Raw genomic sequence first — 20716 nt, forward strand, 5'->3', positions numbered from 1 at the left:
GCGCTCAGCCGGCGACGAACGTCGCGAGCGCGCCCTCGGGGTCGGCGACGACCGTGCGGTGGTCGCGCTGCTCGAGCACGCGACCGCCTGCCGCGACGACGGCGTCGACCCGCTGCGCGACGGCGTCGACCGGCACGAGCACGTCGAGGCGGATGCGCGGCCGCTGCGCGCGCCGCTCGTGCTCCGAGGCGTCCATCTCCTGCAGGAACAGCACGTGGCCGATGCCCAGCGGGTCGACGAGGTCGGTGACGTGCGCGCGCGGGTCGTGCTCGCTGGCGAGGATCGCCCGCCACACCGCGCGCGACGCTGCGACGTCGACGGCGTCGAGCCCCAGCTGCACGAACCGCAGCCCGCCGTGCAGCGTCGTCGCGCCCGCCGCTCGCGCTGCGTGCTGGATGGCCGCGGCGAGGGCGACGAACGCGGGCCGGGCCGCGCCGTCGGCCTCCCACGCATCCTTGCCCCCGTCGAGCGTGACGGAGCCAGGACGCAGGTCGATGCCGAGCCGCTCGCCCGCCTCGTCGGCGAGCCGCGCAGCGGTGCGCACCAGCTCGCACGCGGCCTCGGCCGAGGGCACGGCGTAGCGGGCGACGGCCGCGAAGAGCGTCCACCAGTCGGTCGCGCCCTCGAGCGGGTCGCCGGGCACCGCGTCGATCTCGTTGCCGTCTGCGTCGCTGCGGCGGACGCCGAACGGTCCGGACGCCGGCCCCGTCGCGTCGCCGAATGCCGCGACCGCCGCCGCGGGGCGCACGACGTCGACGTGCATGCGCTCGCGCAGCGGACGTGCCTCGCGGTCGTGCACGAGCAGCACCGGTGGGTCGCGGCGCCACGGATCGGCCAGCAGCTCGCCGGCGTCGGTCGCGTGCCGGCCGTAGCCGAGCGCGAGCGCCCAGAACGGCGCGAGCGCGTCGACGCTCGGCGTCTCGATCACGATGCGCAGCGACTGCAGCCTCGACGGCGCGGGCGAGAGGCCGAGCTCGCGCGCTGCGGCGTCGATCGAGGGAGCGAGCCCCACCTCGTCGCGATCGAGCCGCACGCGCACGCCGCGCGCGCGCACGTCGACGTCGACGAGGCGACCGGCCGACGCCACGATGCGCGCTGCGAGCTCCGCGCCCGCGCGGTGCGAGGGTGCCTCGTACCAGGCGTGCAGCCGCTCGTCGATGGTGCGCCACGTCTCGTCCATCGTCGACTCCCTCGTCGTCGGCCGTGCGTGCGTGGCTCGTGCGTCAGTGGATCGTGAAGGTCGCGGCGCCGCGCGGCTCGTCGTCGACGGCGTCGGCGCCGGTCACGGCTGCCGACGGCGGGCCCTGCTGCAGCCACGCCAGCATGGCCTCGACCGCGTCGGGCTCGCCCTCGACGACGGCCTCGACCGACCCGTCGAGCAGGTTGCGGGCGCTGCCTCCCACGCCGAGCCGCTCGGCCTCCGCCTTCGCAGCCCAGCGGAACCCGACTCCCTGCACCGTGCCGTGCACCGTCACCACCTTGCGGATCGCCATGCCTCGACGATAGGCCGAACGCCCGACGTGCCCGCAAGCGCTTGCGGCGACCCTCACGCGCGAGGCAGGGTGAACCGGGTCGACACGCCGGAGGCGAACAGCACGCTGTCGGGCTCGCGCTCGGCGACGCCGTCGAAGCCCGCCGCGGCGAGCAGACCGTCGTCGAGGTGCACGAGCTCCGCGCGCTGCAGCGGCCACGGCTCGTGCTCGTTCCTGCAGAAGATCGTGGCCCCGAGGTGCCGCTCGTGGAAGCCCCACCTGCCCGTGAGGAACGTCGCGAGCGGCTCGGCCACGCGTGCGGGCTCGCCATCACCCTCCCGCAGCGCGCGCACGACGAGATGCGAGCGCGCATCCGGGTCGCCGTGGCGCCGCGTGCGGTAGGCGACGAGATCGCCGCGTCGCCCCTGCCGCATCGCCGCCCACCGGTAGGGGAGCCCGAACCCCACGCGGGCGACGAGCACCGGCAGCAGGTGCTCGGCGTCGAGGCTCGCGAACACGACGCTGCGCCGCCCGGCGCCGTCGATGGCGTACAGCCGCACGTTGACCTCGGGGAAGTCGCCGAGCCACGGCACGGGCGGGCCGCCGAGGAACGCGCTGCGCGACATGCCGAACGCGACGAGGCCGACCCATGCGCTGCCGTCGTGCACGTCGGGCTCGCAGCCGGGCGGCAGATGGGGTGCCACGAGCGACGCGTCGATGCGCCAGTGCACGAACACGACGTCGCTCCAGCGCTGGCTCAGGATGCGAGGGCCGCCGAGCGGCGGTGGTTCGACGCTCACGTCGAGGGGTGCTGGGGGCGCCACGGTGCCATCGTCCCACCGCGGCTGCGGCGCCGCGCACGCTGTGGGCGCAACCTGTTGCGACGACCGGACCGCCTCGCCAGGCTCGGTGCAGGAGGTGGTCCATGCCCGACTACATCGAGGGATTCAGCGGCTTCGCCGTGCCAGACACCGATGCCGCAGCGCGCTTCTACCGCGAGGTGCTCGGCCTCGTCGTGAAGGACGCAGGCGGCATGCTGTTCCTCGCGCTGCCCGGCGGCGCGAGCGTGCTCGTCTACCCGAGACCCGATCACGAGCCCGCGGCGTTCACCGTGCTGAACCTCGTCGTGCCCGACCTGCCGACGGCGATCGACGACGTGGTCGCGCGCGGCGCCGAGATCCTCCGCTACGACGGGTTCCACCACGACGAGCGCGGCATCGTGCACGGCGCCGGTCGCGGGCCCGACATCGCCTGGACGACCGACCCCGCAGGCAACGTCATCGGCATCATGGAGCGCACGCAGGACCCCGAGGGCGCCGCATGACCGGCGTCCGCATCCCCGACCAGGCGGCCGACCTGCTCGACGAGCCCAACGTCGCCGCGCTCGCGACGATCGAGCCCGACGGGTCGCCGCAGGTGACCGCCGTGTGGGTGGGGCGCGACGGCGACACGCTGCTCATCCCGATGAAGCGGCACCTGCGCAAGACGCAGAACATCCGCCGCGACGCCAGGGTCAGCGTGCTCATCACCTCGCGCGTCGATCCCGAGCACTTCCTCGAGGTGCGGGGCACGGTCGAGCTCGTCGACGATCCGACGTCGGCGCTCGCGACGCGCCTCGCGGTGAAGTACGACGGCGAGCCGCTGCCGCCAGACGACGAGGGGCACCTGCGGCAGATCGCGCGCGTCACGCCGACGCGCGTGCGCGTGGGGTAGCGGCGCCGTCCGGCGTGCACGAGGTGACGCTGAGCGGTCGCTCGAGGGAGCATTCCCCCCGAGTGGCCGCTCAGCGTCATCTCGCGCCCGGCCGAGCGCGAGCAGCGGCTACGCGCAGCCGTCTGGCCCGCACACCTCGCCGTCGGCCGAGGCGCCCACGGTCTGCAGCGGCGAGCTCGCCGCCCAGGCCTGGGTGAGCGCGTCGAGGAAGACCTCGGTCGGCTGAGCGCCCGAGACGCCGTACGTGCGGTCGAGCACGACCATCGGCACGCCCTGGATGCCGAGGGCACGCGCGTCGGCGACGTCCTGCTGCACCGCTGCGATGCGGGATCCGGTGGCGAGCTCCTGCTGCACGGCGTCGGCGGGCACGCCCTCGGCCGACGCGATGCACTCGAGGAGCCCGGCGTCGGCGATGTCGCGGCCCTGCTCGAAGTGCGCCGCGAGCAGCGCCTCCTTCACCTCCGACTGCACGCCGTGCTCTTTCGCGAGGTGCAGGATCTGGTGGGCACGCATGCTGTTGGCGACGACGAGCGCGTCGAAGTCGTAGGCGAGACCCACCGAGCGGGCCTGCTGCGAGACGTGGGCGAACATCTGCTCGGCCTGCTCGACGGGGATGCCCTTCGCGGCGGCGAGGTACTCGGCCTCGGTGCCGTCGTAGTGCTCGGGCAGCGTCGGGTCGAGCTGGTAGGAGCGGTACGTGACCTCGACGGCGTCGCGGTGGGGGAACTGCGCGAGGGCTGCGTCGAAGCGGCGCTTGCCGATGTAGCACCAGGGGCACGCGATGTCGGACCAGATCTCAACCTGCATGCCCTCATCCAACGCGAACGATGCTGTGAGTATTCCTCGCCATTGGGGCGGCGTGTCGATGCGCGCTGCGCGTCAGTGCGTGCCCGGCTCCTCGTCGAGGTCGACGGCAGCCTCCGCGTGCCACGACTGCGTCTCGTACGCCGTGTCCCAGCCGAGCGCGCGGTACAGGCCGTCGGCGCCCGTGGGGGAGTCGCGGTCGACCTCGAGGGCGACGGATGCGCGTCCGCGGTCGGCGGCGTCGGCGAGCACGGCCGCGAGCAGCGCCTTCGCGACGCCGCGTCCGCGCGCACGGCGGTGCACGCCGATGTACTCCACGTAGGTGCCCCGCGTGCCGTCTGCGGCCGCGGGCGACGCGGAGGCGACGAGCGCCCCGCCTGGCAGCACGCTGCCGTCGTCCATCGTCACCTCTGCGAGCCACCAGTGGTCCCAGCGGTGCCCCGGGTCCTCGCGCAGCCGTGCGATGAACTCGGGGAACGACTCGCGGTAGGAGTTGAAGTGGTCGGCGAAGGAGCGCTCGAGCACGAGGTGCACGGCCTGCAGGTCTGCGGCGACGGGGATGCCAGACGGCGAGGTCGCGACGCGTCGCACCGTCACGCCCGGGCGGGGCGCGGGGGCTGGGGCGTCGGCTGCGGTCACGGGTCGCGTCATCTGCAGCCAGGTGCGCACGTGCCGGTAGCCGGCGCGCTCGAGCCAGCGATGCTGCCTGGCATCGCCGCTGTGGGCGCTCGCGTCGAGCTGGGTGGCGTCGAGCCCGCGGAGCCTCGCGATGCCCGCCGCCGCCTCCGCCGCCCACGCGAGCAGCGCGTCGGCGACCCGGTCGGCGACCTCGGGGCGTTCGCGGCCGATCTCGAGGGTGACGATGGTGCGGCCGGCTGCGCGGTCGTGCACGCTGGCCCAGGCTGCGGGCGGCTCGCCGTGGGGCCCTGCGACGAGCTGCCTGCGCGTCCACGAGCTCGGCCCCGCCACGAGCTCCGCGATGCGCGCGGCCTCGTGCGCGAGATCCCCGGGGGCGGGCCTGCCTGCGGCGGCGAGCGCGTCGGCGTGCACGCGCACGAGCGCGTCGACGTCGGCTGGCTCCGGTGCGCGCGTGCTCCAGCCGTCTGGCAGGACGTGGGTCGCGGATGCGGCGATCATCCCGCCATCCTCTCGCGCACGGCACGGGCGTCGCAGGCGCGGCGGCCTGGACGGCCGGTCGCGGCGTCGCCGGTAGGCTCGAGGCTCGTGGCACTCACCATCGGCATCGTCGGACTCCCCAACGTGGGCAAGTCCACCCTCTTCAACGCGCTCACCAAGAACTCGGTGCTGGCGGCGAACTATCCGTTCGCGACCATCGAGCCCAACGTGGGCGTGGTCGAGCTGCCCGATCCGCGCCTGGAGCGCCTGGCCGAGATCCACGGATCCGCGAAGATCCTCCCCGCGACCGTCTCGTTCGTCGACATCGCCGGCATCGTCGCGGGCGCGAGCGAGGGCGAGGGGCTCGGCAACCAGTTCCTCGCGAACATCCGCGAGGCCGACGCGATCGCGCAGGTCGTGCGCGGCTTCGCAGACGGTGACGTCGTGCACGTCGCAGGCGCCGTGAACCCGGCGAGCGACCTCGAGACGATCAACACCGAGCTCGCCCTCGCCGACATGCAGACGCTCGAGAAGGCGATCACACGCCTCGAGAAGGAGGTGCGCGGCAAGAAGGCGGACCCCGCCGTGCTCGCCGCCGCCGAGCAGGCGAAGGCCGTGCTCGACGCCGGCGAGCTGCTGTCGGCATCCGACGTCGACCTGACGCTGCTGCGCGAGCTCGGCCTCATGACCGCCAAGCCGATGCTGTTCGTGTTCAACGTCGACGAGGCGGTGCTCACCGACGACGCACGCAAGGCCGAGCTGTCGGCGCTCGTCGCGCCCGCGAAGGCCGTCTTCCTCGACGCGAAGGTCGAGTCGGAGCTCGTCGACCTCGAGCCCGACGAGGCGCTCGAGCTGCTGCAGTCGCTCGGGCAGGACGAGTCGGGCCTCGACCAGCTGGCTCGCATCGGCTTCGACACGCTCGGCCTGCAGACCTACCTCACGGCGGGTCCGAAGGAGTCGCGCGCCTGGACGATCCGCAAGGGATGGACCGCGCCGCAGGCGGCCGGCGTCATCCACACGGACTTCGAGAAGGGCTTCATCAAGGCCGAGGTCGTCTCGTTCGACGACCTGGATGCGGCGGGCTCGATGGCCGAGGCGAAGGCCAAGGGCCGCGTGCGCATCGAGGGCAAGGACTACACGATGGTCGACGGCGACGTGGTGGAGTTCCGCTTCAACGTGTGAGCGACGCCCTCGGGTGTTTCTGAAGTGGCCGCTGAAGGCGGACACCCGACGTGCCGAAAGGGGTCGGCATCCGCAGGGTCGGGCTCGAGCTCCATTGACCATGTAGCTGGTCACCCGAAGCGCTTGCTTTTGGCGAGGCTTCACCGCGATTCGATCGGTAGTAGTGGTTGATGGAAACCCCCAGCAAGTCGCAGCATTGAGGCGGTCCGTGGAGACCTTCCGCAGTGGACTAGGTCCGCGGGGAAGATGGGAGGCGACTGATCCGGCAGGCGGGGGACTCCTCATGGATCCTTGCGGACGATCGACGCGCCAACTCGTGTTCCGTCAATCGTCGACTATCGCGTAAAGCGCATCCCTCATCGAGGGTGGTTGAAAGTTCGCTTCCGCCATGCGATCAAGAATGAGGTTGACGAAAGCCTCGTACTTCACGTTGGCGTGATCGCGCACGAAGCGCTTTAGGATGTCGCGACCCGGGAACTCGGCGAGCCAGCGCTCGGACTCACACGCGTCGGCCAGGCGCTGGCGTTCTGCGGCCAGAAGATGGCCCACGGCGTCACTGGTGTTTTCGCGGCTGAGCTCAGAAAGACGAGAAGCACTGTTCGCCAGGGATGTTGACAATTGAGACGCAGCCTGAGTCGATGATGCCTCCGCGCCGAGACTGAGTGCGTTAATTGCCCGCTCATTGATGCGCGTTCGAACTAGTTTGACCGCGATCTCGTCAACTAGCTCCAGCGCGGCCCGGCGGAGAGCCTCGGATGCGTCTTCGTCTGTGCTGAAGGGATCCGACCCGGTCAGAGCTCGAGTCGCTTGACGGACGAACACGGGCTCCATCAAGTAGTTCTCGATGTGATAGCGATCCCACTGCTTCATATGCGGCTGATCCGAGACTGGGTCCCGGTCCCTGTCCGTGATGCTGTAGAAACGATTAGCGCCGCCTAGTTGGTCAGCCGTGGACGCAAGCAGCGTGTAGAGGCCGCGAACACGGGTCTTTGAACCTCCACTCACCAGGTTGACGCGTTTGGCGACGTCAGGAAAGAGGCGGCGAACGACCGTTACGTCGAAGCCATCACTGCCCTGTCCGCTACCCTCAAGAATCACCACCTTGGCTGTGGGGCGATATGCTGCAAGATCCCCGACGAGATCAACGATCGCCCGATCCAGGTCGTCGTCCAAATGTACGGCATTCGCTTGATTTACGCTCCCGCCGCTAGCCGAAGCCGGAGTCATGTGGAAGACTCGGTAATTGGCGTTTCCTACGGCTTGGCGTAGGAGAGTGTCCGAGTGGGTCACGAGCCATAGTTGATTGTCTTGTGCAACTCCGAGGTGCCTGTAATAGAAATCCGCGAAACCGTGGAGCAGGCTCGGGTTCAGATGCAATTCAGGCTCGTCGAGAAGGATCACCGATCCACGTGGGGTTGCATTGCGCAGACGAAGATAGCCGTAGAGAATCTCCTTTTCGCCGGAGCTCAGGTCGTCGATGTCATGCGACCCGCCACCGGGAACCAGAACGGGGAATTCCAGGCTGCCGCCCTCGAGGGGCTGCACACCACTGTACGTCTTGTCCGGGAAGAAGGTCCGGAACAGCTCTGAAAGAGTTTCATTGACACTTTCGCCCGGGTCGCGTGACGCACCGGATTCCTTTGCAATAAGGTCGCGAATGTAGCTCGAAGCGAGCTCGCTCTTCACATTCTGGTACTTCGCCTGCCAATTGTACAGGCCTGACTGGCGTCTCTGATCTTCGAAAGTCCGCTTGTCGAGGTTGATTCCCCCTACGTCCTGACGCGTGTAGGCGCGGGAGGCGCTATGGTACTCAACAGTTCCCAGATTCCTTGGAGCGTACGTCTGGAAGGCGAGTTGAGAGATCATGGAGGATTGCAGACTGAGTTCGCCGCTTGGAAGAATTTGGACGGCCAGTTCTTGGGTTCTGCCAACGCCCTCGACTGCTGCCCTTATCTCGGCGATGATGGCATCGGTTTGTGGTTTAAATGCAGCGACCTGGGTGGCCACCGAAACGCGGTTGAAGCTCCAGTGGTCGACCGGCTGACCTGTCACCTGTTGCCAAGCCACTGGAAACGCCAACTCTTCAAGATTTTCCAGGATATAGGCGTGCTCGGACTCGGCGAGTTCGAGCTGAGCACGGACCTCGAGTGGTCGAGTGGGATCCCGAAACATCGGGCGGAGCGCGCGTCGGTCTTGCAAGTTAATCGCAAATTCGCCAAACCACTGATGGTATTCGTTTGCTGAATAGCCGCCGTACAGGGACTTAAGAAGGCGAATCGCGTCGAAGACGCATGATTTACCAGAACCGTTCTGGCCAGCAATCATCACGAAACTGCCTAGATCATCGACCTCGAAGCGATCGACCGCGCGAAGATTTGAAACAAGCAGACTATTCAGGCGCATTCTCTGTCCTCTGGCATGCGACTCGCTGAGCTCGGAGCGGCTGCAACTACATGAGTTTGTCACCTGATCGGTTTTCCTGGTTCCCCGGAAGTCGGCGAGTCGTCAGCGGACGAACCTCCGCCAGTTGAGGCAGCCGTGTCGTGGAGATTCTGGCTCTCTGGAAACGCGGACTGCGACGCGGTGTAGTTCCGCTTCGCGTGCGGCGGTGCGCGGTGCGTCTAGCCGCAGGTGAGCTCCAGCGCTCGAGCTCGCCCGACTCGGATCAGTCCGTCTAGAGCGTGGCCCGCAGCGCTACGGCGGCTGCGCCGTCGTCAGGCGCGCTGTAGATCGCGCTGCCGGCGACGGCGATCTGCGCGCCCGCCTGTTGCACGGACTCGATGGTCCAGACGATGATGCCGCGCGCGACCGAGAACGGCACGCCGGAGGCGGTGCCGTCGTCGAACAGCGTCGAGAAGGTGAAGCCGTCCTCGGCCTGCTCGTCGAGGCCGGCGTGCATCTCGACGAACACAGCGTCTATCGCGATGACCTGCTTCGCTCGGGCCGCCTTGTCGTCGACCTCGAGCCCGACGAGGCGCTCGAGCTGCTGCAGTCGCTCGGGCAGGACGAGTCGGGCCTCGACCAGCTGGCTCGCATCGGCTTCGACACGCTCGGCCTGCAGACCTACCTCACGGCGGGTCCGAAGGAGTCGCGCGCCTGGACGATCCGCAAGGGATGGACCGCGCCGCAGGCGGCCGGCGTCATCCACACGGACTTCGAGAAGGGCTTCATCAAGGCCGAGGTCGTCTCGTTCGACGACCTGGATGCGGCGGGCTCGATGGCCGAGGCGAAGGCCAAGGGCCGCGTGCGCATCGAGGGCAAGGACTACACGATGGTCGACGGCGACGTGGTGGAGTTCCGCTTCAACGTGTGACCCGGGCGCGACGTCCCCGCTCGGCCCGGATCCCAGGTCGGCGACCGTCGGGACGCTCGCGCTCTACGCGGGGACGCGGCTGCGCCACAGCGTCGTCGCTCCTGCGGTCGCAGCGATCGCGACGCCGCCGAGCAGGAGTGCGGTCCATCCGAGCCCGATGCTGGCTCCGAGGATGCCGGCGAGTGGGTAGGTGACGATGAAGCACGCGTGCGAGAGGGCGAACTGGGCTGCGAACGCGGCTGGACGTTCGCTCGTCGACGCGTTGCGGCGCACGAGGCGCGGTGCGGCGGTGAGGATGGCTGCGTTGCCGGCGCCGAGCATCGCCCACAGCGTCAGCAGCAGCATCCAGGCAGGGTCGCGCGCGACGATCAGCACGCCGGCGATCGCGAGCAGCGCTGCCCCGACGGCGGCCGCGCCCGCGAGCATGACCGTGCGCTCTGCGATGCGGTCGAGGAGCCGGGGAAGCGCCAGCGCGACGAGCATCGACCCAGCGCCGTATGCGGCGAGCAGGATCGCGACGTCTGGCTGCGGTCGGCCGAGGTCGTCCTGGACGAGCACGACGGTGTTGACGATGACCATCGCCGTGGGCGCTGCGACGGCGAGGTTCAGGGCGAGCAGCGCCCGGAGCTCCGCATGGCGGCCGAACACTCGCACGCCGCGCGTGAGCCGCTCGAGGAACGGCGATGGGGCATCCGCGGTGATGGTCGGGAAGCGCGTCGCGATGACGAGCGTCGCGGAGACGATGAAGCCGGCGACGGTGCCGAAGAAGAGGTTCGAGGAGCTGATGACGGTCAGCAGGGCGGCCGCGATCGCCGGACTCACCAGCGCCTCGAGGTCGTAGGCGAGGCGCGACAGGGAGAGCGCCCGCGTGTACTGGCGCTCGTCGGGCAGGATCTCCGGGATGACGGCCTGGAACGCTGGCGTGAAGGTCGCGGACGCGCACTGCAGCACGAAGATGAGCACGTAGATCTGCCACACGTCCGTGACGAACGGCAGGAGCAGCGCGATCGCGGCGCGCACGACGTCGGCGACGACGAGCAGCGTCTTCCGCGGAATGCGACTCGTGAGCGCGATGAGGACCGGGCCGGCGCCGACGTACGCCAGCATCTTGATCGTCAGGGCGATGCCGACGACGACTCCGGCGTCCCCGCCGGCGAGGTCGAACGCGAGCAGGCCGAGGGCGACGGTCAGCAGCCCCGTGCCGAGCAGCGCCACGATCTGCGCAGCGAACAGCTGCGCATACGCGCGATCGCGCAGCACCTCACGCACGGTCGGCATCCGCTGGCTCGATGACGGGGTCGTGCCGGGATGCGACGCCGAGGATGTGCTCGGCCTGATGCATCGCGACGGCGATGAGCTCGCTGGCGTGATCGTCGGCGAGTCGATAGTGGATGCGGGTGCCCTCGTGGCGGGTGAGGACCATGCGCGACAGACGCAGCTTCGCCAGGTGCTGCGACACCGCCGGCGCCGATCGATCGACGGCGATCGCGAGGTCGCCAACCGACTGCTCACCGTCGCGGAGCGCGAGCAGGATGCGCACGCGGGTGACGTCCGCGAGCATCGCGAACACCTCGACCGCCAGCTCGACCCGCTCGACCGTTCCATCGCTCTCTGCACGCATACGCAGATACTTGCATGCATCGAGCCATGGTCCGCGTCATCGTGTGGCCACGCGTCGCCCGCGGCGGTCGATCGTCAGCGCTCGACGTCGTGGCGCGCCTCGCGGGCGCGCCGCGCTCGACGGTTCCAGACCACCACGGTCGCGACGGCGATCACCGTGACCACGACCGTGATGATCGCGATCGGGACGTCGAAGACGAAGCGCAGGACGAGCCAGATGGCAGCGAGCGGCACGATGACGCTCAGCAGGAACAGGCGGGAGTTGCGGCGTTCGTTCATGATGACCTCTCTCGACCCTCGGGCGGGTCAGCGGATCTCGCGCGTCGCGTAGAGACGCGCGGCGACGGCGGTGCCGACGACGATGCCGACGACGCCGATCGCGACGCAGACGCCGACGATCAGCTCGATCGACAGGGCCGCGAACGTCGCGTCGCCGAGCACGCCGAGGGCCTGGCCGAGCCATGCGCCGCCGGCGATGAGGATCGTGGGGGCGTAGACCATGAATCGGCCGCGCGAGTAACCGACGCGGAACAGCACCGGCAGCTGCACGCCGACGGAGAGGCCGATGATCGCGAACGCCGCGGCGAACGCGATCAGCAGGATCTCGGGGACGACGGCGGTGTCGCGGACGGCCGCCACGACCAGCGTCGCCGCCGTCGCGACGGCGATCGCGGCCGCGCCGTAGACGAGGATCGACAGCGCTCGTCCCACGACGATCGACTGCCGCGAGATCGGCAGCACGCCGTACAGCGTGTCGAGTCGGTCGCGCTCGTCGCCGAGGAACGGCGCCGACAGCATGAGCGACGTGACGAGCGCCGCTGCGGCGATCGCCATCCCCGGGATCGGCAGCACGGCGGCGACGACGACGACGAGGGCGAGCGGCAGCAGGGTCTGCTTCCTGGGGACCCAGGACATCAGGTCGAATCGGGTGAATGCGAAGCTCATGCCGCTGCCTCCTCGTGCTCGGCTGCCAGGTGGATGATGATGTCGTCGATCGTCGCCTCGTCGAGCACGACCTCGGGGCCGAAGTGCGGGGAGTCCTCGGAGCGGATCAGCGCCGACCACCGCTCGCCCGTGCGCTGCGCGCCGAGCGTGCCGTCCGGCACCGAGCCGGTGCCGCGCGCGATCGCGAAGTCGTCCTTCACGTCGAGGAGGGTGCCGCGGTGGGCGATCCTGCCGCCGACGAGCACGATGAGGTCGTCGGCCAACGCGTCGAGGTCGGTCGTGATGTGGGTCGAGAACAGCACGGCGTGCTGCGGATCGACCATGAACTGCCGGATGACGTCGCCGACCTCGCGGCGCGACGCGGGGTCGAGGCCGCTCGAGGGCTCGTCGAGCACGAGCAGCTCCGGACGCTGCGCGAGCGCGGATGCGAGCGAGAGCTTCACGCCCTGCCCGCGGGAGAGCTCGCTGACGCGCTGCCTCGTCGGCACGTCGAATCGCGCGATGAGCTCGGCGAACAGCGCGTCGTCCCAGTCCGGGTAGAAGGGTGCGAGGCGGCGGCCGAGCGAGTGCACGCGCCAGTCGCCCGCCGCGGTGGGCTGGTCGAGCACGATGCCGGTCTTCGCGAGCGCCGCGTTCGCACCGGCAGCGTGCCCCAGCACCTCGATCGTGCCCGCATCGGAGGGCAGGAGCCCCAGGAGCGCGCGGATGAGCGTGGTCTTGCCCGCGCCGTTGGGGCCCACGAGCCCCACGACGGAGCCGCGCGGGATCGTGAACGTGATGTCGCCGACCTCGAAGGCCGGCCGTGCGATGCGCAGATCCGAGATCCGCACCATGTCGTCAGTCATGTGTCCTCCATGTCTCGTCGAGGCGGCGGTGCATGGCCTCGAGGTCGATGCGTGCGTCGCGTGCCGCGAGCCGCAGCTCGCGCAGCGCGGCGGCGACCCGCTCCTCCAATGCACCCGCGGCGACGCCGGGGTCGACGTCGAGCACCACGAATCCGCGACCGTGGTCGTTGCGGACGAGTCCCTCGACGACCAGGTCGTTGTACGCGCGGGTGACCGTGATGACGCTCACCCGCAGATCCGCCGCGAGCTGTCGCAGCGACGGCAGGGTCGCGCCCGGTGGGACATCTCCCGAGAGGATCGCCGAACGCACCTGCGTCTTGATCTGCTCGTAGATCGGCACCGAGGCACTCGTCGAGATCACCACCTGCATCCGCTGCTCCATCTGTACTACAACACCATAACACCCGAACACCAGAACAGTGCAAGCCTACGCGAGCGCGGTGGCGTGGGCGCGAGTCGATGGGGAGTGCGTCGCAGCAGCCGACGTCCGCGGTCGCTAGGGGGTCAGCCCCCGCGTCGGGACGCGCGTCGCTCCACGAGCCACACCACGAGCACGGCCACGACCTCGGCGGCCAGGAAGACGAGCATGTACGGGCCTGCGGCGCCTGCCGAGCGGTCCTGCCCGATCCCACCGCCGCTCGACAGCAGCGCTCCGATGCCCATCGCGAGCACGTTGTTGACGACGTGGAAGGCGATGGCGGGCTCGAGGCCGCGAGCGACGACGGCCATCGCGGCGGTGCTGCCGCCGAGGCCGAGGTAGTGCAGCACCATCCACGGGTCGGCGCTGGTGTGCAGGAGCGCGAACAGCGCGGTCGACAGCACGATGCCGACGACGAGGGCTGGGCGGGCGGCACGGATCCAGGATGCGTACGACGCGGTGAGGACGCCGCGGAACGTGAGCTCCTCGGCCGCCGACTGCAGCGGTGTGGTGAGCAGCACGGCAGCGAGCAGCGCGATGGTGGTGCCCGAGATCGCGAACGCCGACGGGGGAGCGGGCTGCAGGATCTGCACGAGCACGTTCGCCACGCCGAGCAGCGCGGCGAAGACGAGCAGATACCGCGCGAGGCTGCGCCACTGGAACCCTCGCCCGATCGACAGGACGCTGCGCCACGGGATCCGGCCCATCGTGGCGAGCGCGGCGATCGTCAGCGGAGCGATGAGGATGATGGCCAGGTTCGTCGCGACGTACGTCAGCGGCGTGAGCGTCGCATCCTCGGGGTCCTTGTCGAGCAGCGAGATCTCGACGGCGCCGGCGGCGAGGCTGAGGAGCAGCTGCAGTCCGTAGGTCGCAGCGACGACGATGAGCGTGATCGCGATCGGCACCCACCACCGCATCGACAGGTGGGCGCCGAACGGGCGCGGCTCGGGGTGCACGGTGCGCGGAGGGTGCATGCGCTTCGCCCCGCTCACAGCAGCAGCTCGCCGAGCGGGTGCACGAGGTAGCGCAGCGAGTACGCCTCCCAGACCGCACCGACGATGAGCAGCGCGAGCGCAGGCAGCGCGAGCAGTCCGATGCGCTGCAGCCCGCGGACGTACGCCTGTCGACGGTTCGCGGCCCCGATGCTGCGTGGGCTGATCCAGTACCGCCCGAGCAGGAAGGCGCCGAGGAGCAGCAGGACGTACGCCTGGATCTCGATGACGATGGTGAGGGAGTGGGGGATGAGCGCCACGCCGGCCTCGGCGGTCGTCGGCGCGAGCGTGATGCCCGTCTCGACCGCCCACCAGCCGAAGAGCGCGAGGCCGGCGAAGGGCACGACGAGCGAGGGCAGCACGATGGTGGCGAGGCTGAGCCTGACGACGTTGACGGCGAGGATCGTGAGCGCGAACAGCGGCGGGGTGCTCACGAGGCTGCGCACGAGGTCGCCGGTGCCGTCGTCCTCCAGCGACGCGGACTGCGCCGCGTTGAGCTCCGGGGCGAGGATCCCGATGACGAGCCCGATCGCGAGGAGCCCGTACGCCGCGAGGTTGAGCAGCAGGTACGCGCGCAGATTCGAACGGACGACGCGCAGCGGTCGCCGCCACAGCGGGATGGCGGCTCGCTCGTCCACGGGTGCAGGTGCCGATGTCATGCCCCCATCGCATCGCAGCACGGCGGCACGATGCAGTGGCGCCGTGTCACCGAACGGCATGACACCCTGTCACTACCGCCCGTCGTCCGCGCCCGCGACGGTGGGCAGACCATGAAGCCCCTCGACATCGTGCTCAACGCCATCATCGTGCTGTCCGTGACCGTGTTCCTCGCCTACGTCGGCTTCCTCCACTTCGACTTCGGCCTGTTCATGACCCTCCCGTCGCATGTCACGGGGTTCTTCCTCGACCGCCCGGTGCTGCAGCACGTGTCGCTCGGCGTGCTGGTGGCGGCGCTCGTGGCGAAGGTCCCGGTCGGGCGGGCCATCTCGCGACGCGAGGCGGCGAGGTCGACATGACCGGCGGCGAGCGTCTGCGCGACCACGCCGCCTCCGACGCGCGGATGCGTCGCTCGGCGATGCTCACGGCGATCGCTGCGATCGCACCGTTGAGCGTCCTGGGGGTGGTGCTGACGGCGGAGTCCTGGTGGGAGGGCATCGTCGTGGCGGTGGGGTACCTGCTGACCCTCGGCGTGCTCCGCGAGTGGAGCCTCGACGGCTACCCGCGTCGCTCGGTCTTCGCGTGCATGTTCACCGCGGCCTGCTGGTGCGTCGGCGCGCTCACCGCCTCCAGTCCGATCAGCTTCGTGCCGTTCGCTCTCGTCGGCGCCCTGCTGCTGGCGCGGACGCGGCACCGGGCGGCGTGGACCGTCGGCCTCGCCCTCGGGGTCGCAGCACTCGGCGCGCTCTCGTTCGCCTTCCGCCCGGCGACGTGGACGCTCGCAGCCGGATACCTGCTCACGCCCGCCGTCGGCACGTTGTCGATCGCGGGCGTGATCATCGCGAGCGAGCAGGCATGGCTGATCGTCCGCCGTCTGCATGCCGCGGAGGAGACCGAGGCCCAGCTCGCGATCGCCAGGGAGCGGGCGCGTTTCGCGGGCGACCTGCACGACATCCATGGGCATTCGCTGCACGCCATCAAGCTCAAGGCGACGCTGGCCGGCCGCGTCCTGCGTGACGATCCCGACCGTGCGATGGCCGAGGTCGACGAGATCCGACGCCTGGCAGACGAGACGATCGCGCAGACTCGCGCGCTCGCGTACGCGCGCCACGAGCTGAGCCTCGCGGCGGAGGTCGAGAACGCGAAGCGGCTCTGCGAGGCAGCCGGCATCGCGGTGGAGGCGGAGGTCGAGGCGGGTGCTGCGGAGTCGGCGCATCCGCTCCTCGCGCAGGTGCTGCGCGAGGCCACCACGAACCTGCTGCGGCACGCGCAGCCGACGACGGTGACGATCGCGGCGTCGCGAGGCGTCGTGCGGATCGCCAACGACGGGGTGGCCGGCGCATCCGAATCGCCGCTGCGCGGCCTCGCCCGTCTCGGCGATCGGGTCCGCGAGGCCGGCGGCGAGCTGCGGGTCGAGCGGCACGCGCGCGCGTTCGTCGTGGAGGCGCGCATCGACCTCGACCCTCCCGCCGTCGATCAGGAGCCCACGCGATGACCTCGGAGCCGATCCGCATCGTGCTCGCCGACGATGAGCACCTGCTGCGCACCGCCCTCGCCGCGCTGCTGTCGCTCGACGACGGCATCGAGGTGGTCGCCGACGCCGCCGACGGCGCCGCTGCGGTCGAGGCGACGCTGCGCGAGCGGCCCGACGTGGTCGTCATCGATCTCGAGATGCCGGGGATGGATGGGCTCGAGGCGGTCGCGGCGATCATGGCGCAGCGACCCGAGCAGCGCGTGCTCATGCTCACCCGGCACGCTCGTCCCGGCGTGCTCCGCCGCACGCTGCGGGCGGGAGTGCTCGGGTTCATGAGCAAGAGCGCGGAGCCGGAGCAGATCGCCGAGGTGATCCGCACGCTGCACGCAGGGCGCCGGTGGATCGCCCACGACGTGCTCGAGGCGTCCGTCGCAGACGACTCGCCCCTCACCGAGCGCGAGGCCGACGTGCTCCGCGAGACGCGGGAGGGCTACGCGGTGCAGGAGATCGCGCGCAGGCTGCACCTCGCACCGGGCACGGTGCGCAACTACCTCTCGACCGCGATGCAGAAGACCGGCTCCGCCACGCGCCATGCGGCGGCCCGCGTCGCGAGGGATCGCGGCTGGCTGTGAGGACGCGAGGCGTGCAGGCGAGGAGGTCCGTGCGGATCGCCTCCGCGACCAGCTCGATCAGTCCCGCGGCGTCGTGATGAGCGCGAGGAACTCGTCCGCCGCCGCGAGCTGCCTGGCGATCTTCTCGCGACGCCGCACGGTCTCCTCGCGGAAGTAGGCGCTGCGCGACGCATCCATGCCGGCCATGGGGTCGCCGGGGGAGGCGTCGAGCGCCTCGAGCAGCTCCGTCATCTCCTCGAGGGTGAAGCCGAGCGGCTTCATGCGGCGGATGAGCAGCACGCGCTGCTCGTCGTCGAGGGAGTAGAGGCGGAAGCCGCCCTCGGTCCTGCCGGATGCACGCAGCAGCCCGACCTCGTCCCAGTGGCGAAGGGTGCGCAGGGACAGCTCGGTGCGCTCGGCCAGCTCGCCGATGTGCATCATGCCATCGTCCATGAGTCCGTCCATCTCAAATCAACCCTGACGTTAGTGTAGGGTTTCGTCTGTCGGCCGAAGCGGTCGACCCTCGCAGTCCATTGTCGCCCCTCTGGTGCGCAGACTGCCGCGCGACGCCGCGCATCGCAGACGTCTCCCTCGTCGCGGCCATCAGCCGCGCCCCCAGACTTCGGAAGGACCCCCATGCCCATCGGTGCTCGAGCGCTCGATCGCGCTCGCTCTCGCGACGACCCGTCCGTTCTGGCCGTGCTGCGCAACCCCAGGCTCTTCACCCGCGAGGCCCTCGCAGGTCTCGTGGTGGCGCTCGCCCTCATCCCCGAGGCGATCTCGTTCTCGATCATCGCCGGCGTCGACCCCCGAGTCGGCCTGTTCTCGTCGTTCGTGATGGCGGTGTCGATCGCGTTCCTCGGCGGCCGCCCCGCGATGATCACCGCCGCGACGGGCGCCATCGCACTGGTGATCGCCCCCGTCGCGCGGGAGCACGGCATGGACTACCTCATCGCCACCGTCATCCTCGCCGGCATCATCCAGGTGCTGCTGGGGGTGCTGGGCGTGGCGAGGCTGATGCGGTTCATCCCGCGCAGCGTCATGGTGGGCTTCGTCAACGCGCTGGCGATCCTGATCTTCACCGCGCAGGTGCCGTATCTGCTCGGCGTGCCGTGGCTCGTCTACCCGCTCGTCGCCGTCGGCATCGCCGTCATGGTGCTCATGCCGAGGCTGACGAAGGTCATCCCCGCACCGCTCGTCGCGATCGTGCTGCTCACCGGCGCCGTCGTCCTGTTCGGCTGGAGCGTGCCAGACGTCGCCGATCAGGGCGAGCTGCCCAGCAGCCTGCCCGAGCTCTTCTTCCCCGACGTGCCGCTGAACCTCGAGACGCTCGGCATCATCGCCCCCTACGCCATCGCGATGGCGCTCGTGGGCCTGCTCGAGTCGCTCATGACCGCGAAGCTCGTCGACGAGGTCACCGACACCCACTCGAGCAAGACCCGCGAGTCGTGGGGCCAGGGCGTCGCGAACGTGCTCTCGGGCCTCTTCGGCGGCATGGGCGGCTGCGCGATGATCGGCCAGACGATGATCAACGTCAAGGCCTCCGGCGCACGCTCGAGGGTCTCGACCTTCCTCGCAGGCGTCTTGCTGCTCGTGCTCGTCGTGGGCCTCGGCGACATCGTCGGCCTCATCCCCATGGCGGCGCTGGTGGCGGTCATGGTGATGGTGTCGGTCGCGACGTTCGACTGGCACAGCGTGCACCTGCGCACCCTGCGGCGCATGCCGTGGAGCGAGACGATCGTCATGGTCGTGACCGTCGTCGCGGTCGTCGCGACCCACAACCTCGCGATCGGCGTCCTCATCGGCGTCGTCACCGCGATGGTCGCCTTCGCTCGCCGCGTCGCGCACTTCGCGCAGGTCGACCGCACGGTCGGCGAGCGCGACGGGGTCGAGACCGCTCACTACCGCGTGCAGGGCGAGCTGTTCTTCGCCTCCAGCAACGACCTCACCACCCAGTTCGAGTACGCCGACGACCCCGACCGCGTCGTGATCGACCTCGCCGACTCCCACATCTGGGACGCCTCCACCGTCGCCGCGCTCGACGCGATCGAGACGAAGTACGAGCACCACGGCAAGACCGTCGAGCTCCACGGGCTCAACGACGCGAGCGTGCTCATGCGCTCCAAGCTCGCCGGGAACCTGGGCAGCGGCCACTAGACGCCTCGGACCCACCATCGCCACGCGGGCACCAGCGCCACGCAGACATCACCGCCGCACAGGCACCGACCTCACGAAGGAGAAGCCATGACCACCATCACCGCACCCCGCCCCACCGAGCGACTCGCGAGCATCGGCGTCGAGCTGCCCACCACCGTCGGCAGCAACGTCACCATCCACGACGGCATCGCTCGCACCGGCGCCATCGCACCCGCGGTCGACGGCACGCTCGCCACCACCGGCCGCGTCGGTCGCGTCGGCGGCTACGCCGAGCAGACGATCCCCGTCGTCGCCGCGACGGACCTCGCCCGCATCGCCACCATCGACGCGCTCGCCACCGTCGCAGACGCCGCCGGCGGCCTCGATCAGGTCGCACGCGTCCTGCACGTCACGGCGCACGTCGCCGTCGACGCCACGACCTTCGACTACGGCACCGTCCTCGACGACGCCCTCGCGCTCGTCGACGACGTGTTCGGCATCGACCACCACCCCGCCGTCACCATCCACGGCGTCGTCTCGCTGCCGGGTGGTGCGCCCGTCGCGATCGAGCTCACCGCGCTCACGCACGCCGCGTAGCCCACCACGGCCCTGCCGTGCCCCTGTGGGAACCGGCAGGGCTGGGTTAGACTGGTCGTTGGTGCGCCGGGAAGCCTGGTCGGCTCGCTGCGGTGCACGCAGCGGTTCCGACCGAGAGAACCCTATGGACAGCCCCATGACCCGCCGCGCCCGTCTGGGTGCCGCGCTGCGCCTCGAGACCACGAGCGGCGCACTCCTCCTCATCGCTGCCGCAGCGGCCCTCATCTGGGCGAACTCCCCGTGGCGCGACGGCTACGCCGACCTGTCTGCGACGGTCGTCGGCCCTGCCGCGCTGCACCTCGACCTGTCGCTGGCGACCTGGGCGGCAGACGGCCTCCTCGCGATCTTCTTCTTCGTCGTGGGCGTCGAGCTCAAGCACGAGATCGCGGCAGGCAGCCTTCGCCACCCCAGGCAGGCGGCCGTGCCCGTGCTCGCGGCGATCGGCGGCATGGTGACGCCCGCGGTGATCTTCACCGTCATCGTGCTGATCTCCGGCGACGACTCCGCGCTCACCGGATGGGCGATCCCGACGGCGACCGACATCGCCTTCGCGCTCGCGATCCTCGCCGTCTTCGGCCGAGGGCTCCCCGTGCCGCTGCGCACGTTCCTGCTGACGCTCGCCGTCGTCGACGACCTGCTCGCCATCGTGGTGATCGCCGTGTTCTACACCGCGTCGATCAGCATCGTCGCGCTGCTGGGCGCCGTCGCGTCGGTCGCCGTCTTCGCGCTCCTCGTGCGCACCCGGTGGGCGCGCTGGTGGATCCTGCTGCCCGTCGCGGCCGTCGCGGGGACGCTCAGGCACGAGTCGGGCGGCCACGCGA

At 70.2% G+C, this 20716-nt stretch carries 25 protein-coding genes and 1 pseudogene; 10 read left to right on the plus strand and 16 right to left on the minus strand.

Annotated features, from left to right (window positions below; genetic code table 11):
- Nucleotides 1–4: 4 nt before the first annotated feature.
- Genes ACZ6H8_RS00330 through ACZ6H8_RS00340 form a run of 3 tightly spaced genes read right to left on the minus strand, consistent with a single transcriptional unit; the run spans nt 5 to nt 2296 of the window.
- Entirely contained in the window at nt 5–1180 is a 1176-nt protein-coding gene (locus ACZ6H8_RS00330) for a VOC family protein (protein WP_464143324.1), read from the minus strand.
- 43 nt (nt 1181–1223) lie between these two features.
- Nucleotides 1224–1493, minus strand: a complete 270-nt coding sequence (locus ACZ6H8_RS00335) for an acylphosphatase (protein ID WP_464143325.1) — start codon at nt 1491–1493, stop codon at nt 1224–1226.
- Nucleotides 1494–1546: 53 nt separating this feature from the next.
- Entirely contained in the window at nt 1547–2296 is a 750-nt protein-coding gene (locus tag ACZ6H8_RS00340) for a YqjF family protein (RefSeq protein WP_464143326.1), read from the minus strand.
- Nucleotides 2297–2397: 101 nt separating this feature from the next.
- Between ACZ6H8_RS00340 and ACZ6H8_RS00345 the strand changes: the two genes are divergently transcribed.
- Together ACZ6H8_RS00345 and ACZ6H8_RS00350 are read left to right on the plus strand one after the other, a co-directional pair.
- On the plus strand, nt 2398–2796 hold the full coding sequence (locus ACZ6H8_RS00345) for a VOC family protein (RefSeq protein ID WP_464143327.1): 399 nt from the start codon (nt 2398–2400) through the stop codon (nt 2794–2796).
- Nucleotides 2793–3185: a PPOX class F420-dependent oxidoreductase gene (locus tag ACZ6H8_RS00350; protein WP_464143328.1), complete on the plus strand. Its 393-nt coding sequence runs from the start codon at nt 2793–2795 to the stop codon at nt 3183–3185. The genes ACZ6H8_RS00345 and ACZ6H8_RS00350 overlap by 4 nt, the downstream gene beginning before the upstream one ends.
- Before the next feature lie 108 nt (nt 3186–3293).
- On the opposite strand, the gene ACZ6H8_RS00355 is transcribed toward ACZ6H8_RS00350, so the two are convergent.
- Entirely contained in the window at nt 3294–3992 is a 699-nt protein-coding gene (locus tag ACZ6H8_RS00355) for a DsbA family oxidoreductase (RefSeq protein WP_464143329.1), read from the minus strand.
- Between the two features lie 72 nt (nt 3993–4064).
- A complete protein-coding gene (locus tag ACZ6H8_RS00360) occupies nt 4065–5126 on the minus strand; it encodes a GNAT family N-acetyltransferase (RefSeq protein WP_464143331.1) in 1062 nt (353 codons plus the stop codon).
- An 87-nt stretch (nt 5127–5213) separates the two neighbouring features.
- Between ACZ6H8_RS00360 and ychF the strand changes: the two genes are divergently transcribed.
- Nucleotides 5214–6287: a redox-regulated ATPase YchF gene (gene ychF, locus ACZ6H8_RS00365; protein ID WP_464143332.1), complete on the plus strand. Its 1074-nt coding sequence runs from the start codon at nt 5214–5216 to the stop codon at nt 6285–6287.
- 324 nt (nt 6288–6611) lie between these two features.
- Here the strand turns inward: ychF and ACZ6H8_RS00370 are convergent, their stop codons facing one another.
- On the minus strand, nt 6612–8690 hold the full coding sequence (locus tag ACZ6H8_RS00370) for an ATP-binding protein (protein WP_464143334.1): 2079 nt from the start codon (nt 8688–8690) through the stop codon (nt 6612–6614).
- A 271-nt stretch (nt 8691–8961) separates the two neighbouring features.
- Nucleotides 8962–9186, minus strand: coding sequence for a hypothetical protein (locus ACZ6H8_RS00375; RefSeq protein ID WP_464143336.1), 225 nt, complete (start codon nt 9184–9186; stop codon nt 8962–8964).
- A gap of 51 nt (nt 9187–9237) precedes the next feature.
- Between ACZ6H8_RS00375 and ACZ6H8_RS00380 the strand changes: the two are divergent.
- A pseudogene (locus ACZ6H8_RS00380) lies at nt 9238–9600 on the plus strand (DUF933 domain-containing protein); the annotation flags it as partial.
- A gap of 63 nt (nt 9601–9663) precedes the next feature.
- Here ACZ6H8_RS00380 and ACZ6H8_RS00385 read toward each other — a convergent pair.
- From ACZ6H8_RS00385 to ACZ6H8_RS00420, 8 genes are all read right to left on the minus strand, one after another.
- Nucleotides 9664–10878, minus strand: coding sequence for an MFS transporter (locus tag ACZ6H8_RS00385; RefSeq protein ID WP_464143337.1), 1215 nt, complete (start codon nt 10876–10878; stop codon nt 9664–9666).
- Nucleotides 10862–11221: an ArsR/SmtB family transcription factor gene (locus ACZ6H8_RS00390; RefSeq protein ID WP_464143338.1), complete on the minus strand. Its 360-nt coding sequence runs from the start codon at nt 11219–11221 to the stop codon at nt 10862–10864. Before ACZ6H8_RS00390 ends, ACZ6H8_RS00385 begins: the two co-directional genes overlap by 17 nt.
- A 74-nt stretch (nt 11222–11295) precedes the next feature.
- Nucleotides 11296–11499, minus strand: a complete 204-nt coding sequence (locus ACZ6H8_RS00395) for a hypothetical protein (protein WP_464143340.1) — start codon at nt 11497–11499, stop codon at nt 11296–11298.
- A gap of 27 nt (nt 11500–11526) precedes the next feature.
- A complete protein-coding gene (locus tag ACZ6H8_RS00400; RefSeq protein ID WP_464143341.1) occupies nt 11527–12165 on the minus strand; it encodes an ABC-2 transporter permease in 639 nt (212 codons plus the stop codon).
- Nucleotides 12162–13010 carry an ABC transporter ATP-binding protein gene (locus ACZ6H8_RS00405; RefSeq protein WP_464143342.1) on the minus strand — a complete coding sequence of 283 codons (849 nt, stop codon included), beginning with the start codon at nt 13008–13010 and terminating at the stop codon, nt 12162–12164. The genes ACZ6H8_RS00400 and ACZ6H8_RS00405 overlap by 4 nt, the downstream gene beginning before the upstream one ends.
- A complete protein-coding gene (locus tag ACZ6H8_RS00410) occupies nt 13003–13371 on the minus strand; it encodes a GntR family transcriptional regulator (protein ID WP_464143344.1) in 369 nt (122 codons plus the stop codon). The genes ACZ6H8_RS00405 and ACZ6H8_RS00410 overlap by 8 nt, the downstream gene beginning before the upstream one ends.
- 143 nt (nt 13372–13514) lie before the next feature.
- On the minus strand, nt 13515–14402 hold the full coding sequence (locus ACZ6H8_RS00415; RefSeq protein ID WP_464143345.1) for a lysostaphin resistance A-like protein: 888 nt from the start codon (nt 14400–14402) through the stop codon (nt 13515–13517).
- Between the two features lie 14 nt (nt 14403–14416).
- On the minus strand, nt 14417–15079 hold the full coding sequence (locus tag ACZ6H8_RS00420) for a hypothetical protein (protein ID WP_464143346.1): 663 nt from the start codon (nt 15077–15079) through the stop codon (nt 14417–14419).
- A 111-nt stretch (nt 15080–15190) separates the two neighbouring features.
- Here ACZ6H8_RS00420 and ACZ6H8_RS00425 point away from each other — a divergent pair, with 111 nt between their 5' ends.
- From ACZ6H8_RS00425 to ACZ6H8_RS00435, 3 genes are read left to right on the plus strand one after another with little or no spacing between them, the layout of a single operon-like run.
- Nucleotides 15191–15436 (plus strand): hypothetical protein, encoded by a 246-nt coding sequence (locus ACZ6H8_RS00425; protein WP_464143347.1) that lies wholly within the window; start codon nt 15191–15193, stop codon nt 15434–15436.
- Nucleotides 15433–16572 (plus strand): sensor histidine kinase, encoded by a 1140-nt coding sequence (locus ACZ6H8_RS00430; RefSeq protein WP_464143349.1) that lies wholly within the window; start codon nt 15433–15435, stop codon nt 16570–16572. The genes ACZ6H8_RS00425 and ACZ6H8_RS00430 overlap by 4 nt, the downstream gene beginning before the upstream one ends.
- Nucleotides 16569–17183, plus strand: coding sequence for a response regulator transcription factor (locus ACZ6H8_RS00435; RefSeq protein WP_464143350.1), 615 nt, complete (start codon nt 16569–16571; stop codon nt 17181–17183). Before ACZ6H8_RS00430 ends, ACZ6H8_RS00435 begins: the two co-directional genes overlap by 4 nt.
- A 57-nt stretch (nt 17184–17240) precedes the next feature.
- Here ACZ6H8_RS00435 and ACZ6H8_RS00440 read toward each other — a convergent pair whose 3' ends face one another.
- Nucleotides 17241–17603, minus strand: a complete 363-nt coding sequence (locus ACZ6H8_RS00440; protein ID WP_464143352.1) for a MerR family transcriptional regulator — start codon at nt 17601–17603, stop codon at nt 17241–17243.
- Nucleotides 17604–17798: 195 nt separating this feature from the next.
- On the opposite strand from ACZ6H8_RS00440, the gene ACZ6H8_RS00445 reads away from it, so the two are divergent.
- From ACZ6H8_RS00445 to ACZ6H8_RS00455, 3 genes are all read left to right on the plus strand, one after another.
- On the plus strand, nt 17799–19319 hold the full coding sequence (locus tag ACZ6H8_RS00445) for a SulP family inorganic anion transporter (RefSeq protein ID WP_464143353.1): 1521 nt from the start codon (nt 17799–17801) through the stop codon (nt 19317–19319).
- Nucleotides 19320–19406: 87 nt separating this feature from the next.
- Entirely contained in the window at nt 19407–19895 is a 489-nt protein-coding gene (locus ACZ6H8_RS00450; RefSeq protein ID WP_464143354.1) for a RidA family protein, read from the plus strand.
- Nucleotides 19896–20031: 136 nt separating this feature from the next.
- Nucleotides 20032–20716, plus strand: a 685-nt coding sequence (locus tag ACZ6H8_RS00455; RefSeq protein ID WP_464143355.1) for a Na+/H+ antiporter NhaA, incomplete at its 3' end; no start/stop codon positions are given.

It is taken from the genome of Agrococcus sp. AC640b, assembly GCF_979255995.1.